This window comes from Clostridia bacterium (assembly GCA_014360065.1).
Classification (GTDB): Bacteria; Bacillota; DSM-521; order Neomoorellales; family JACIYF01; genus JACIYF01.
This window is the reverse complement of the sequence record JACIYF010000072.1, coordinates 1-12,702: the sequence shown is the minus strand read 5'-3', so window position 1 is coordinate 12,702 and position 12,702 is coordinate 1. Positions and strand designations below refer to the sequence as shown.

The 12,702-nt window shown below is 57.5% G+C and carries 14 protein-coding genes and 1 riboswitch; of the genes, 10 read left to right on the top strand and 4 right to left on the bottom strand.

Annotated features, from left to right (window positions below):
- The 4 genes from H5U02_10390 to H5U02_10375 form a co-directional block, all read left to right on the top strand.
- On the top strand, positions 1-340 hold a 340-nt coding region (locus H5U02_10390), incomplete at its 5' end, for a YedE-related selenium metabolism membrane protein (protein ID MBC7342833.1).
- Positions 340-906, top strand: a complete 567-nt coding sequence (locus H5U02_10385; protein ID MBC7342832.1) for a DUF3343 domain-containing protein — start codon at positions 340-342, stop codon at positions 904-906. The genes H5U02_10390 and H5U02_10385, both read left to right, overlap by 1 nt.
- Positions 907-1,779, top strand: coding sequence for a sugar kinase (locus tag H5U02_10380; protein ID MBC7342831.1), 873 nt, complete (start codon positions 907-909; stop codon positions 1,777-1,779).
- Between the two features lie 286 nt (positions 1,780-2,065).
- The gene (locus H5U02_10375) at positions 2,066-2,311 is read left to right on the top strand and encodes a sulfurtransferase TusA family protein (GenBank protein ID MBC7342830.1); all 246 of its coding nucleotides are present in this window, start codon (positions 2,066-2,068) and stop codon (positions 2,309-2,311) included.
- Positions 2,312-2,487: 176 nt separating this feature from the next.
- Here H5U02_10375 and H5U02_10370 read toward each other — a convergent pair whose 3' ends face one another.
- Positions 2,488-3,072 carry a VanZ family protein gene (locus tag H5U02_10370; GenBank protein ID MBC7342829.1) on the bottom strand — a complete coding sequence of 195 codons (585 nt, stop codon included), beginning with the start codon at positions 3,070-3,072 and terminating at the stop codon, positions 2,488-2,490.
- A gap of 311 nt (positions 3,073-3,383) precedes the next feature.
- Positions 3,384-3,533: riboswitch (molybdenum cofactor riboswitch) on the top strand.
- Between H5U02_10370 and H5U02_10365 the strand changes: the two genes are divergently transcribed.
- The 6 genes from H5U02_10365 to H5U02_10340 all read left to right on the top strand — a co-directional run bounded on the left by H5U02_10365 (position 3,527) and on the right by H5U02_10340 (position 8,569).
- The gene (locus H5U02_10365; GenBank protein MBC7342828.1) at positions 3,527-4,645 is read left to right on the top strand and encodes an ABC transporter substrate-binding protein; all 1,119 of its coding nucleotides are present in this window, start codon (positions 3,527-3,529) and stop codon (positions 4,643-4,645) included. (Overlaps the previous riboswitch by 7 nt.)
- Before the next feature lie 117 nt (positions 4,646-4,762).
- On the top strand, positions 4,763-5,569 hold the full coding sequence (locus tag H5U02_10360; protein ID MBC7342827.1) for a DUF364 domain-containing protein: 807 nt from the start codon (positions 4,763-4,765) through the stop codon (positions 5,567-5,569).
- Positions 5,569-6,627, top strand: coding sequence for an iron ABC transporter permease (locus H5U02_10355; GenBank protein MBC7342826.1), 1,059 nt, complete (start codon positions 5,569-5,571; stop codon positions 6,625-6,627). Before H5U02_10360 ends, H5U02_10355 begins: the two co-directional genes overlap by 1 nt.
- Positions 6,624-7,472 carry an ABC transporter ATP-binding protein gene (locus tag H5U02_10350; GenBank protein ID MBC7342825.1) on the top strand — a complete coding sequence of 283 codons (849 nt, stop codon included), beginning with the start codon at positions 6,624-6,626 and terminating at the stop codon, positions 7,470-7,472. Before H5U02_10355 ends, H5U02_10350 begins: the two co-directional genes overlap by 4 nt.
- A complete protein-coding gene (locus tag H5U02_10345; GenBank protein MBC7342824.1) occupies positions 7,441-8,238 on the top strand; it encodes a hypothetical protein in 798 nt (265 codons plus the stop codon). The genes H5U02_10350 and H5U02_10345 overlap by 32 nt, the downstream gene beginning before the upstream one ends.
- Before the next feature lies 1 nt (position 8,239).
- Positions 8,240-8,569 carry an ATP-binding cassette domain-containing protein gene (locus tag H5U02_10340; GenBank protein MBC7342823.1) on the top strand — a complete coding sequence of 110 codons (330 nt, stop codon included), beginning with the start codon at positions 8,240-8,242 and terminating at the stop codon, positions 8,567-8,569.
- A gap of 61 nt (positions 8,570-8,630) precedes the next feature.
- Here H5U02_10340 and H5U02_10335 read toward each other — a convergent pair whose 3' ends face one another.
- Genes H5U02_10335 through H5U02_10325 form a run of 3 tightly spaced genes read right to left on the bottom strand, consistent with a single transcriptional unit; the run spans position 8,631 to position 12,207 of the window.
- A complete protein-coding gene (locus H5U02_10335; protein ID MBC7342822.1) occupies positions 8,631-9,803 on the bottom strand; it encodes a nitrilase in 1,173 nt (390 codons plus the stop codon).
- Positions 9,796-10,956 (bottom strand): carbon-nitrogen hydrolase family protein, encoded by a 1,161-nt coding sequence (locus H5U02_10330; GenBank protein ID MBC7342821.1) that lies wholly within the window; start codon positions 10,954-10,956, stop codon positions 9,796-9,798. The genes H5U02_10335 and H5U02_10330 overlap by 8 nt, the downstream gene beginning before the upstream one ends.
- A gap of 18 nt (positions 10,957-10,974) precedes the next feature.
- Entirely contained in the window at positions 10,975-12,207 is a 1,233-nt protein-coding gene (locus tag H5U02_10325; GenBank protein ID MBC7342820.1) for an MFS transporter, read from the bottom strand.
- Positions 12,208-12,702: the final 495 nt, after the last annotated feature.

The window sequence follows — 12,702 nt, the reverse complement described above, 5'->3', positions numbered from 1 at the left end:
GGCCTTGATAGTCAACGCCGCCACCGGCGCCATCCATGTGGGCTTTGCCAATCAGCCCATTGCCCATACCAATACCCTGTGGAACTTCCTGGGCATGGTGCTGGCCGGCCTCACCGCCACCCTTTTGGGTGGCTGTCCTTTGCGCCAAACCGTACTGGCTTCGGAGGGAGACGCCGATGCAGCTATTACCATCACCGGCATGATCGCCGGGGCGGCCTTTGCCCACAACTGGCTACTGGCTTCCAGCGCCAAGGGGCCGGGTGAGTTTGGCCCTATAGCCGTAGTGGTCGGCTTAATCTTTGCCGCCACCATAGGCTTTTTGATGCGGGAGGCAGCCTGATGAAGTGGCCTATCAGAAAAACCAGGGCAAAGAAGGAGAAGCATCAGGAATCGCCTGGGGGCGGTGCCAATGGCCTCGCCGGCCTAGTAATCTTCGGCAGTGTGGCTGAAGCCATCGAAGCCGAAAAAGTGCTTAGGGAGGCTCATTACTCCTGCAAGTTGGTAGCCCCACCACTGGAGCTGCGTAAAGGCTGCGATTTGGCGGTGGCTATCAATCTAAACGAGCAGCCCGGCATCGCCCGGCTCCTTAAATCCAAAGTGCCGTTCGTAGATATAGTTCCCTGGAGCGGGGGCAGGGAACTGGTATCCTTGCCCAAGATCACCAATTATGGGGACTATACCATGGTCAAGGTAGGCAACATGAAACTAACCTTTGACCGGCGTACCGGGGTCATCGTCAATACCTCCGGCGGCGGCTGCCCGGATATTCCTTATCTCCACCTGCAGCTGGTAGGACAGAGGCTGGACCAGGCTCCGCGCCCCGAGGACATCGGGTTCACCTTGTGCGCCCTGATGCTGGATCGGGCTTGGGAAGAAGCCAAAACCCTTTGGAAGGGAGGGCACTAGATGCTCCTTATTGTTGGCACTGTGCCCTTGCCCGACCTTCCCTTGATCACAGGTCCGGTAGCCGCTGACGGCCAATCATTAGTGGTCGACGGCCATGCCTTGCCCTGCGCCCAAGGAACCACCGCCATGGTCAACGCTGCCTTGGTCACCAGTAAGCATCTGGGGTTGGAGGCCCCTCAGGTGCTCTTGGCCGGCGACATCGGTTCCGGCCAGGGAAGCAGGCAGATCTACCACTATCTCATCGAGAATCTGGGGCGTCTAACCCCGCAGGTCTTAGCTCTGCATTACTGCTTGCCAGACATCCAATTAATGCGAGAGCTAATCGACGCCATTGATCGCTTGTCCGCCCGGCCCACCCTGGTCGCCGACGCCGGCGCCATGTATGCGGCCAAGGCGGCCGGATTGGCTTCCACTTTTGATGTGTTTACCCCCGATGCTACTGAGATGGCTTTTTTGGCCGATCCTGAGGCGGTCCACCCGGCTTATATCAACCAGCACCTCTTCGACACTGACATCGGCCAAGTTCCCCAATTGATAGACCAGGCCTACCGGCAAAAGGGAGCCGCCCGGGTGCTCCTGGTCAAGGGAGCAGTAGATCATATTGCCAAAGACGGGCAGATCCTGGCTACCATCGGTGAGCCCGACCTGCCAGTGCTGGAATGTATAGGCGGAACCGGCGATACCATAACCGGAATGGTAGCAGCTCTGATACACGGCGGGTTGGCCCCGCAAGCAGCTGCTTGGCTTGCGGCTCAAGCCAACCGGGCAGCCGGCCAGCGAGCCCGGCCCACCCCGGCCACCAGGATTGATCGGATAATCGAGGAGATACCCGGTGCCCTGGCCCAATGCTTGCCAACCATTGGCTCTGCATAGGGACTATCGGGTTGGCGCTAGCATCTCGGCCCTAGATTCTTAGTAGTATAAGCAGGGATGGACTGGAGAAATGCAGCGTGCCGGGGGTGCTGCCGCAAGGCGGCTTGGGTAAGCCACGCAAGCCGCCAGTGAGACCGGGCCCGGAGGCGGGACCGAGGACAGAGCCTCTTGAGACAGGAAGCCGAATTGGCCACGAAGCCCATCGAAAGGCGAGGGCAAGCCTACGGATTGCCGGCGAGGCCGTTTGGAGCCGGCGGCAGCACCCCGGGCCGAGATGCTCAAAAACATGATTGACAATGAAGGAGGTTATCTCGTGATCGAAGTTGATGCCCGCGGCTTTTCTTGTCCGATACCGGTAGTTAAGACCAAGAAGGCTATGGAGCAAAGCCCAGGGGAATCTATCGCCGTCCGGGTGGAAAGCAAGGTCTCTAAAGAAAATGTGTCCCGACTGGCCCAAAGCCAGGGCTATACCGTCAAAGTCGAGAAATCCCAGGACGGGTATCAGCTCCTGCTCGAGCCTCCCGCTCGCTAGCGAACCACCCGGATTGGCATGGATTACGGTAACCGACGTGGCTCGGCTAGAAGGCTTGGTGCAGATAGGAGGTCTCAGGCCGGGCCTCCCTCTGCACCATGGAGCTGGTCAAACCCCTGGTGTAGTACCAGGAGAAGTGGAAATATGTCTACAGTAGAAAGGAAGTTGTTACAAATTCAAACTTGGGATTGATGGGTATTGGTTTGGGATGATTCGTCTAGTACCGCCCGTATCCAGGGGTAGAGCAGCTTAAATACCAGAAAGCCCAGTAAGGCACCAACAGTGTTCAGAAAAACGTCATCTATATCCACATTACGGTAGTTATGCCGCAAGAGAAAGCCAATAAAATATTGGGTCAGCTCAATAGCTACTGACAAGCCCAGGGTGGTCTTAAGAACAGAGAATAAGGAACGTTGGTTCCACAGAATGGGCGCAAACATACCTAACGGCATAAGCATAAGCACGTTCCCTAAGATGTTCCTTAGAGCTATACGCAAGCTGATGCTCCTGGTGAGGGTCTCGTATATGCTGGCAAAGGGAATAAAGTTATTAATCTCGGCGTAGGGACTGACCGCCTCCCGGCTAAGTGGCAGAGGCATAAGGGTAACATCCAAGAGCATCACCATATAAGCAAAAAAAGCAGTGTTGAATAGCACACCTTTCCACGTCAGCGAGCCCCTTATGAACGATATCACCACATATGTAATGCCAAAGCCAACGGAAAGAATAAGGATGGCGCCTGGCTCCAAATCAAGTTGCATTTTCTCCCCGCCCTTCCCTGTAGTTTCCAGTATTTACTATTTACCAAGGAAACGCGGAATCCTTCTTTCTACTTACGTTGTCGAGAAGCCACAAAAGAGATTGCTCCCGGGGCAACTGTAATTTTTTACGGGTATCGCGCTAGGGAAGATGCCAGCCCGGCTTTATGACGCTTGGCGATGCTATATTGGTGCCGGACCTGATAATTAGAGAGTCCGACGCAAAATTTTTTTAGGAAATCGTTTGGCAAGGCAGGAATCTATTCGGAAAGCGCGAATATTTAATAGCGTTAACCTTAAAAAAGAATAGCGCACTTAGCATCAATCTCCGAGCCTATCAGCCTACCAGCTGGCCAAAAGCCACCGCCGGCTTATGGTTGGTCGGCCTGGGCCTAGAGCCCACGGGGTGTGCCGGGAAACGGGTGCGCCTTCCGACTTCGAAAAGGAGGTTAAAATCATGTCCAGACGCCAAGCCCCTAAGTTACTCAGTCTGCTTTTGCTTGCCCTGCTTCTTGCTATTAGCCTAGCCGCCTGCGATCCAAAAGCAGCCAACCCGCCGCCTTCCAGCTCCGGTCAGCCGGCTGCCACCCGCTCTCTAGTCGATATGGCCGGTCGCCAGGTCACCGTTCCAACCCAAGTCAACAAGGTCTTTGCCACCAGCCCGGTGGGAACCATTCTGGTCTATACCTTGGCGCCGGAAAAGCTGGCCGGGTGGAACTACGAGCTCAATCCAGTGGAGAAAAAGTTTATCCTCCCCCAATACCAAGAACTGCCCAACCTGGGCGGCTGGTATGCCAAGAACACCGCCAATATCGAGGAAATCTTGAAAGTCCACCCCGATCTTATCATCTCTATGGGCTATATGGACAACACCGCCCGCTCCCAAGCCGATCAGATTGAGAAACAGCTTTCCATACCGGTGGTGATGGTGGACGGGGAACTGACCAAACTGGACCAAGCCTACCAGTTTATGGGCGATGTGCTGGGAGTGAAGCCGCGGGCCCAGGAGCTGGCAGCCTACTGCCGGGATGTCATTGCCGAGGTTGCCAGCAAGGTCAAGCAGATTCCCGACCAGAAGAAGGTGAAGGTTTACTATGCTGAAGGGGCCAGCGGCCTGCAAACCGATCCCGCCGGTTCCCAGCATACCCAGGTGCTGGATTTCGTAGGCGGGATCAATGTCGCCCAAATTGAACCCCAGCGGGGCCCGGGTGGCATGGGCATGAGCTCGGTTTCCATGGAGCAAGTGCTATCCTGGAACCCAGACGTGATCCTCTCCTGGAACCTAGCCCAAGGGGGCGCTTACGAAACTATCCTCAAGGATTCTAAGTGGCAAAACCTGAAGGCGGTCAAAAACCACCGCGTCTACCAGGTCCCCCATGGTCCCTTCAATTGGTTTGACCGGCCGCCCTCCGTCAACCGCCTAATTGGAGTTAGATGGTTAGCCAATTTGCTCTACCCGGACATATTCAAATATGATCTGGCAGCAACGGTTAAAGACTTTTACGCCAAATTTTATCACTACCAGCTCTCAGACCAAGAGTTAGAGGCCCTTTTAGCCGGGGCAGTGAGAAAATAGGGCCCGACCACCCTCGGCAGAACTACGCCACTCCCGGCTGAATAGGCTGGGGCCAGCGGAATCCGGTCGGGGCCAGCGCCCCGGCATGGGAAATGTTTCGGAAGCATCAACCAGTGGATGAGGAGAGATGGAACGGTGGACGTAAGTGCTAGGTGGGAGATTTATGATCAGCTGCTGGAGATGGTTCCCGAAGGCTTGCAGGTGGAGGATTGCCTCCTTGGCCTGCACTGGGTTCTGGTCCGCTCCTCCCGGGCCACCGGCTTGGCTATGACCCCCCGGGAAGGGCACGCCCGCATCCGGTTGGCCGGGAGGATAAGGGGCATGTCCATCCGCGAGCTGGCCAGCTACGTTAAGTCCTGGCAAAACTATGAGGCAGCCCTGGGGCTGGCGGCCATAAACTCGGTCCTAAATGCGCCCGACCAAGTGGAGGCCCTGTGTGGACGACCCTTGGTCAGCCAACCCCAGGCCAATGCTTTTACTTCTTACCAAGATGAGGTGAGAGGCAAAAAGGTAGCTGTCATCGGCCACTTCCCCAACTTAGAGCCCTTAGCCCAAGTCTGCCAACTCACTGTTCTCGAGCGCCGGCCCGGCCCCGGGGATTTACCCGATCCCGCCTGTGAGTTTGTCCTCCCCGAGCAGGATTATGTCTTCATTACCGCCACCACCCTGGTTAATAAGACCTTACCCCGGCTGCTGGAGCTCAGCCGCCAAGCTCGAGTGATCCTGGTAGGTCCCAGTACCCCCCTTGCCCCCATCCTGTTTGAGCATGGCATCGATACCCTGGCAGGAACGGTAGTCATGGAGCCTGAGCGGTTGCGCCGGGCAGTGGAGGAGGGCGCAACCCTACAGATCTTTGAGCAAGGCGCCTGGATGGTCAAATTAACTCGGGAAGAGGTAGAAGGGATAAAGGGGCGTCGCTGCTAATGGCCATGGCCAAGGATACTAGCATCCCATCGCTCAACGTTGCCGCCCAGGCCCACAGTTGTCGGTGGCGCCATTGGCTGCTGGTGGGGCTACCGCTTTTGGCCTTTCTTTTCTCCTTTCCCCTGGGGCGCTATTCCATCTCCCCCGGACAGCTTTTGACCTTACTAGCAGCCAAGATATTCCCCATCGATCGTACCTGGCCCGAGACTCTGGAAACGGTAGTGTTTCAAGTGCGCTTACCGCGGATGCTGGTGGCCATGCTGGTGGGAGCGGCCCTGGCAACGGCTGGTGCCGCTTACCAAGGAATGTTCAGGAATCCCCTAGTCTCGCCCGATATCCTGGGAGCATCAGCTGGAGCTGGCTTTGGTGCCGCCCTGGCCATCTACTTTTCCCTAGGGGTGGTAGGCATTCAGGCATCCTCTTTTATCTTTGGCCTACTGGCGGTCTTCCTCACCTACACCTTGAGCAGCCGCATCCGCCACGATCCCATCTTGGTCCTGGTCCTGGCCGGGATCCTGATGGGAACCCTTTTTTCCTCCGCCACTTCTCTGCTTAAATATCTGGCCGACCCCTACGACAAGCTGCCGGCCATTACTTTCTGGCTCATGGGCAGCTTGGCCGCCACCACTACCCGAGATCTGTACGCAGCCCTGGGGCCGGTGCTTTTGGGCGTGGTACCCCTTTACCTCTTGCGCTGGCGCCTCAACGTTCTCTCCCTGGGGGAGGATGAAGCTCGCGCCCTGGGCCTGGACACCGCCCGGCTCCGGCTGGTGGTCATTCTCTGCTCCACCTTGGTCACCAGCGCCACCGTGGCCATAAGCGGTATGATTGGCTGGATCGGGCTGGTTATCCCCCACCTGGCCCGCATGGTGGTAGGGCCCAATTACCGAGAGCTCTTGCCGGCCTCCATTTGCATCGGCAGCGCCTACCTGCTCTTGGTAGACGACTTGGCCCGGATCCTGGCTTCGGTGGAAATACCCTTGGGCATCTTGACCTCCTTCATCGGCGCCCCCTTTTTCCTTTACCTCCTTTTTCAAGCTCGGAGGGGTTGGGCATGAGATTAGAGCTAAGCAAGGTAGCGGCTGGCTATGGTTGCCATCCGGTAATCAAGGATGTTTCCCTGGAGGTGGAGGCCGGGGAGATTCTCTGCCTTTTGGGGCCCAACGGTTCCGGCAAGACCACACTGCTTAAGGCCATCCTGGGATTCTTGAAGCTGCAGGCTGGAGAGATTTGTTTGGATGGAGAGGATATCAGCTCGTGGCCCCGGGCCCGGCTGGCCCGGGTCATGGGCTACATTCCCCAGGCCCATCATCCGCCCTTTCCCTTTAAAGTCCTGGATGTGGTGTTAATGGGCCGTACCGCCCACTTGGGCCCCCTGGCAGCGCCAGGGCCGAGAGATGTGGAAATTGCTCGCCAAGCCCTGGCCGCCCTCAACATTTCTTACCTAGAAGACAGGGTTTACACCGAGATCAGTGGCGGCGAGCGGCAGCTAGTGCTCATCGCTCGGGCTTTAGCCCAACAGCCCCAAGTATTGATCATGGACGAGCCCACTTCCAGCCTCGACTTTGGCAACCAAGTTCGGGTGCTGGAGCGAATCGCCGGGCTGGCCAGCCAAGGTTTATCCATCATCATGGCTACTCATTTTCCCAACCACGCCTTCATTTGCGCCCAGAAGGTGGCTTTGGTAAACCATGGCACCGTAGTTGCCGGCCCGCCAGGGTCAATGATTACCGAGGCCAGCCTTAAATCCCTTTACCAAGTAGATACCAAAATCCTCAGCGTAGCCGCTGCCAGCGGCAGCACTTACCGGGTTTGCGTGCCGATGTTAGGTAACACCACAGTGGCCAGGAGCCAGAAAGGAGCGTTTATCCATGACCGAGCCCAGTTATCAATCCCTTCTTGAAGAGTGCGTGGCTTACCACGGCCACCTATGTATGGGCCAATGCCTGGGAGTGCGAATAGCGGCGGCAGGGCTAGAATACTTGGGACTACCTTTGTTGCCCGCTTCCCAGCGCCGCTACCGGGATCTGATTGTAGTGGTAGAGAATGACCGCTGTCTGGCCGACGCCGTGGCGGTGGTAACCGGAGCTCGCTTAGGGCGAAAGACCTTAAAGCTCAGGGATTACGGTAAGCAGGCGGCTACCTTTGCTTTGCTAGGTCCAGAAGTAGGCGCCAATACCGGCAACGCCAGCAATAAGGTCGACGCAGGCAAGACAGGTGGTACAGGCAGCATCAGCAGTACAAATAATGCAGGCAACCCGCTCAACATAAGCAGTACAAGCTGTGCAAGCAGTGTAGGTCGAGGCTCCGCGGGGACCGACCCGAAGAATCCAGCCCGGCTGATCGGCATGAAGCAAGCCGTTCGGGTCTCCATCTCCGAAAGCCTCAACCACCATTTCCTTCGCTATTGCCAGGAACGGGGATGGGATCCCGAGGACAAACAGAGTCAGGCTCAAGCGGTACTCAGCCTTCCCGCCCAAGACTTTCTTTGCCTTACGCCAGTGAGCCTGGAGTTGCCACGGGGAGAGCTCCCGGGAAAGCCGGAACGGGTAGTGGCTTGCGCCTGGTGCGGGGAGCGGATAATGGACGGCAAGGATGTGGAAAAGGACGGCCTAATCTTGTGTCGGGCTTGCGCCTACGGTGCCTATTATGCCACCCTAAAGTGCTAAAATGGTAGCTACCTATCCATCGCAAGTCACCCCAGGTTCGCGTCAAAATCAAGGGACTCACCAAATTCTGCTTAGCTTTGGAGAGAAGCAGAGGGTAGCCATCGCCAGGAGCTTGATCAATAATCCTGGCCTGGTGTTAGCCGATGAGCCAACTGGCAATTTGGATAGGGAAACCAGTCAAGAAGTTATCCGGCTAACGAAGGAGCTATGCCTGGAGAAAGGGGTCGCATGTATTGTGGCTACCCACGACCAGACCATCCTTTGGGCTGCTGATCGGGTGGTGGAGCTACCGGCCCAGCTTGCTAACGAGCGCTCGAGCAAGTGCGATTGAGGCCGAGCAGCTGGGTGCGCTTGGCACCATGGGGTAGCGCCTGAAAGCTCAGCCTTTGGCCTTACCCGGTGGAACGCCGCTCCAAGTACGACCGGTAGAGGTCAGGAAAATAGCGTTCGTACAGGGCCTGGTTGAAGCCAGTCCGGAGGCCAGATTTGACCCGGTGCCGGCGCAGGGCGGTCAGGTCTAAGTCGGCCACCACCACCGTTTCCTCGGTGGGGCTTTGGGCCCGGGCCAAGACTCCATCGCCCCCAGGAGTCAATTCCATGGGGGCAAAGATGCCGCTCCTCCCGGTGAGAGTCAAGCCCAAAAACTCACCTACCATAAAACTGTTAATTCCATAGACCTCGCTTTCCTGTACCCGAGGCCAGATCCCCCGCAGTTCCCGCCAGAAATTATAGGCTTCCGGGTTGGCACTGGGGATGATCACTATGTCCGCCCCTAAAAGCGAGGCGATGCGGAAGGTTTCAAAATAGGTGGCATCCATGCAGATAGGGATAGCCACTTTACCCCAGGAGGTAGGAAAGACCTTGATATCGTTTCCGGGAGTCAACCCCCAGCCACATTCCATAGGAAATAGGTGGCATTTATCTTGGGTCCCCAGGACTTCTCCCTTGGGCCCAAAGAAATAGGCTCGATTTACTATCTGTCCATCTTGGGCTTTTTGATCCCGGAGCAGGATGGCGCTCCCGGTAGCAATGTAAATGCCCCAGCGCCGGGCCAATTCGGAAAAAGTGGTGGTGTAAACCCGTTCCACAAAAGGAGCTAACAGGGCAAACACGTCCTTCACCTGCAGGCCGCCACCGATGTCGCCGCCGCTGCCCAGGTTGGCCCCAGCAGCCATCTCTTCAATGCCGGGGATCAGCTCTAAGAGCCCGGTACCAGAATCTTCAGGAAAGGCCACTAGCTGGGCTCCTTGCTCAACCGCCTGTCGAGTCAAAGCGTATATCTTGGCCGCATAATCCTCGGCCGACTTGGCTAGCTCCAGGCGCATCTGCACTGCCGCCACCCGGATCCGGTTAGCACCCCGCCCGGCCTGGCCGGCACCAGCACCAGGCCGCTCTGGGAGCCCAGGCTCCCGCACCCCGTCCCATTTTGGTTCCTGTCCTTTGGGCCCCGGAAGGTAGGATTGACGAGACAGGTAGCGCCGTACCCGGGCCGGAGAAGATTTCCAGTGCAACAGCCCGCGCAAAAGGGCTAGGGTCAAGCGCTCCTTCAGGCTAGGACTACTCATGGCCCGCCCCCTCTCCCCCGTTTCTCAGGACCAGGCGGTATAGGCCGGGAAAGTAACGCCGGTAGAGATCGAGGTTAAGCAGGCTCAAGATGTCATAATTGGCAATGAGCTCTTGGCGAGCAGAAAAATCCAGATCGCAGATCAGGGTCGGGCCCAAAATCCCGGTCTGCCTGCCGGCTGTAATCTGGCCGGAAATTAAGGCTGGGTCGCCCAGGTAACCGGTCTGCCCCGGAGTCATCTCGCAGGGGGCCATAACCGCGGTTTGAGCGTGGAATTCCAACCCTCCCAGGCAGCCCTCCAGGCCGCATTCGATGGCGAAAGTCTGGTTTTGCTGTACTTCCTGCCACATCCCCGCCCACTGCCGCTCCTTAGGGTAAGGGATAAGCAGGGTCAGCGGGGCCACCAGGATGTCAGCCCCCTGCAAGGTCAAAATCCGAGATACCTCTGGATACCAGGCATCGCCCCCCACCACCAGCCCGATGCTTCCGATCTCAGTAGGAAATACCAAAAGCTCCTCCCCGGCAGCTAGACCTCGCGCCCTCTCCGCTGCCCGCAGGTGGGTCTGCCTCTGTCGCCCCAGCACTTCCCCATCGGGTGAAAGCAGGTAAGCTTGGTGATAGATGGTTTTCCCTTCGGCTACCAGCACGCTCCCCGGCACCAAGAATCCCCTTAAGCGCCGGGCCCAATCGGAAGCCCAGGCCAAATACGCTTTTTCCTGGGCAGGGAAAACTACTAAATCGCGGATGGGCTCGACCGCAGCCGCATGGACCTGGCCCTGGGCGCGACCCGAAGTGGGCCCTTGGCCAACGGAAGCACCGGTTGCTTCTACCTCATCGTTGGTTCCGGCCAGATCTTTTCCTGCCGCTAGCACCTTGGCCAAGATTGACCCCGCATACCCGGGCAGCACCACGAGCCGGGCTCCAGCCTCCTTGACAGCCAGCAACCTGGCCTCAATCTCTTTTCTCAGGGTCCCGGCCCCAGCGTTGGGGCCAGCCTCGGCCCCAACCCCAGCCCCAGCCCCGATCCACACTCCGGTCCCCGCCCCGGTCCCAGCTCCAACTTCAGCTGCAGCGGCTGCTTCCCCCTCCCCCCTTGCTCCCAGCTGCCATCCCACTGCCGCCACCCGTACCGGTGCCCTGGCCGACCCTGCCATCCCCTTAACCCCCTTCAGCTATTTGGCCTTGCGGATCTTCCATACCCCCAAGGAACCGGCCAGGAAGTAGGCAAAGGCGATCAGGTAGAGGATTTTGTATTCCCAGTGGCCTCCCCAAGGATGGAAATAGTACAACACTTGGCCGCCAATTAAAGGAGCGATCACCTGCGGCAGCGTCACCGAGATGCCCCAAAGTCCCATATCCTTGCCGGCGCTTCGCGCCGATGGCAAGACGTCCACCGCCAAAGCCCAGTCGACGCTGATGAAGGCCCCGTAGCCAATCCCAAACACCACCGCCACGCCGAGAATCACTTCATAAGCGGGCCCAGCCAGGAAAGTGAGAGCGGTCACGCCCATTAACATCCCCGCAGTAAAGACAATGATCCGGCGGCCAATCCGGTCCGATAACCAGCCGGAAAAGAAGGTGCTCACCGCTGCTCCCACCATCACCGCTGCCCCCACCCCAGTGGTAGCCTCTATAAATTTCACCAATCCGGTGACATCCTTTAGGTAGTACTCCAAGAAGTTGAGAAGGGTATAGAAGCCCAGCATGATCAGAGCCCGGGAAACCCAAAGCCAAGCAAAATCGGGAAACTGGCGCGGGCTCACCCAGAAGGAAGCCAAGAATTGGCGGAATACCCAGGGTTCCTGATAACGATAAGGGATCTCCTTAACCTTAAACATGGTCACCAGTATGCCCGCCATCATTATCCCTACGATCACCCAGTAAAAGAGGACGCGAGCCCCCTGCCCCAGCATGATTCCGGCCAGCCCCAGGCTGAGAATGGTCCCCAGCATGGTCATGACCCCCATTAGCCCTGAGGCAGTGCCGCGCTGATCCTCGGGGACCAGATCCGGGATTAGCGCCTGGTAAGCGGAACCGCTAACGTTGTTAAAAAACTGTACTAGCAGGAAGGCCACCACGAACCAGGATAGCTTGGGGCTGTAGGCCATGCCCAAAAGGGCCAAGCAGTTGGCCAGGCCACCAGCCAAAATATAGGGCCGGCGCCTCCCCCAGGTGGATCCGGAACGGTCGCTTATGGCTCCGATGATAGGCTGGGTGACCATGGCGATAAAAGCACCAGCGAAGAAAACCAGGCCCAGGTATTTAGCCTTTTCGGCATCGGCAACAAAGCGCAGCACTTCCGCCGGGATCACCACCGTCAGCAGTGCACCCCAGTGAAAATTGATGGAGAACCAATAGAGACTCAAGTAGAAAAGCGCCGACCCGCTAAGCTTTTGGCTGCTCATGCTGTACCCCCTATTTGACCCCATCTTGGCCCACGTCGAGAAGGCAGGAATGGTCACTACCCACGAGCTCGTAAGTAGTAGCCCGTGAATCTCTCCAGTCACCAGAGGTGGAACTTGCAGTAGCCGAGCTCACGCCTTGCTTGCCGAGGTATCTAAGAATCCATCCAGATTCTCGCGATCCCTAAGGAATGCTCTGTCTCGCATTAGTATTCGGCACCTGGGAGGGGAATCCTGCCGTATGGCAGCAAAGCAAGCAACCTTCCCCGGTCATTTACCCCATGTGTTATCTAGCTCCACCCTTCAGCTGGAGGTAAGACACTGATAAAGCTACTGAGGCCAGAAAAGGAAGCTGGTCAAACAATCAAGGAAGGGCTGCTTAAATGGCCTAGCCGGATCCCGCCACCCAGTCAGCCCCGCCCAGAAACCTTGAAACCCCCACCCAAAATTTTTGGCGGTGTAACACTACGCCGGTTGTTTTCATAGTATGTGTGTGCC

Bases quoted from the DNA above. Each gene is read 5' to 3' on its own strand.
- H5U02_10355 (MBC7342826.1), top strand. From the start codon at position 5,569: ATGGCCATGGCCAAGGATACTAGCATCCCATCGCTCAACGTTGCCGCC.
- H5U02_10345 (MBC7342824.1), top strand. From the start codon at position 7,441: ATGACCGAGCCCAGTTATCAATCCCTTCTTGAAGAGTGCGTGGCTTAC.
- H5U02_10380 (MBC7342831.1), top strand. From the start codon at position 907: ATGCTCCTTATTGTTGGCACTGTGCCCTTGCCCGACCTTCCCTTGATC.
- H5U02_10350 (MBC7342825.1), top strand. From the start codon at position 6,624: ATGAGATTAGAGCTAAGCAAGGTAGCGGCTGGCTATGGTTGCCATCCG.
- H5U02_10370 (MBC7342829.1), bottom strand. From the start codon at position 3,072: ATGCAACTTGATTTGGAGCCAGGCGCCATCCTTATTCTTTCCGTTGGC.
- H5U02_10335 (MBC7342822.1), bottom strand. From the start codon at position 9,803: ATGAGTAGTCCTAGCCTGAAGGAGCGCTTGACCCTAGCCCTTTTGCGC.
- H5U02_10330 (MBC7342821.1), bottom strand. From the start codon at position 10,956: ATGGCAGGGTCGGCCAGGGCACCGGTACGGGTGGCGGCAGTGGGATGG.
- H5U02_10385 (MBC7342832.1), top strand. From the start codon at position 340: ATGAAGTGGCCTATCAGAAAAACCAGGGCAAAGAAGGAGAAGCATCAG.
- H5U02_10325 (MBC7342820.1), bottom strand. From the start codon at position 12,207: ATGAGCAGCCAAAAGCTTAGCGGGTCGGCGCTTTTCTACTTGAGTCTC.
- H5U02_10375 (MBC7342830.1), top strand. From the start codon at position 2,066: ATGATTGACAATGAAGGAGGTTATCTCGTGATCGAAGTTGATGCCCGC.
- H5U02_10365 (MBC7342828.1), top strand. From the start codon at position 3,527: ATGTCCAGACGCCAAGCCCCTAAGTTACTCAGTCTGCTTTTGCTTGCC.
- H5U02_10340 (MBC7342823.1), top strand. From the start codon at position 8,240: ATGGTAGCTACCTATCCATCGCAAGTCACCCCAGGTTCGCGTCAAAAT.
- H5U02_10360 (MBC7342827.1), top strand. From the start codon at position 4,763: ATGAGGAGAGATGGAACGGTGGACGTAAGTGCTAGGTGGGAGATTTAT.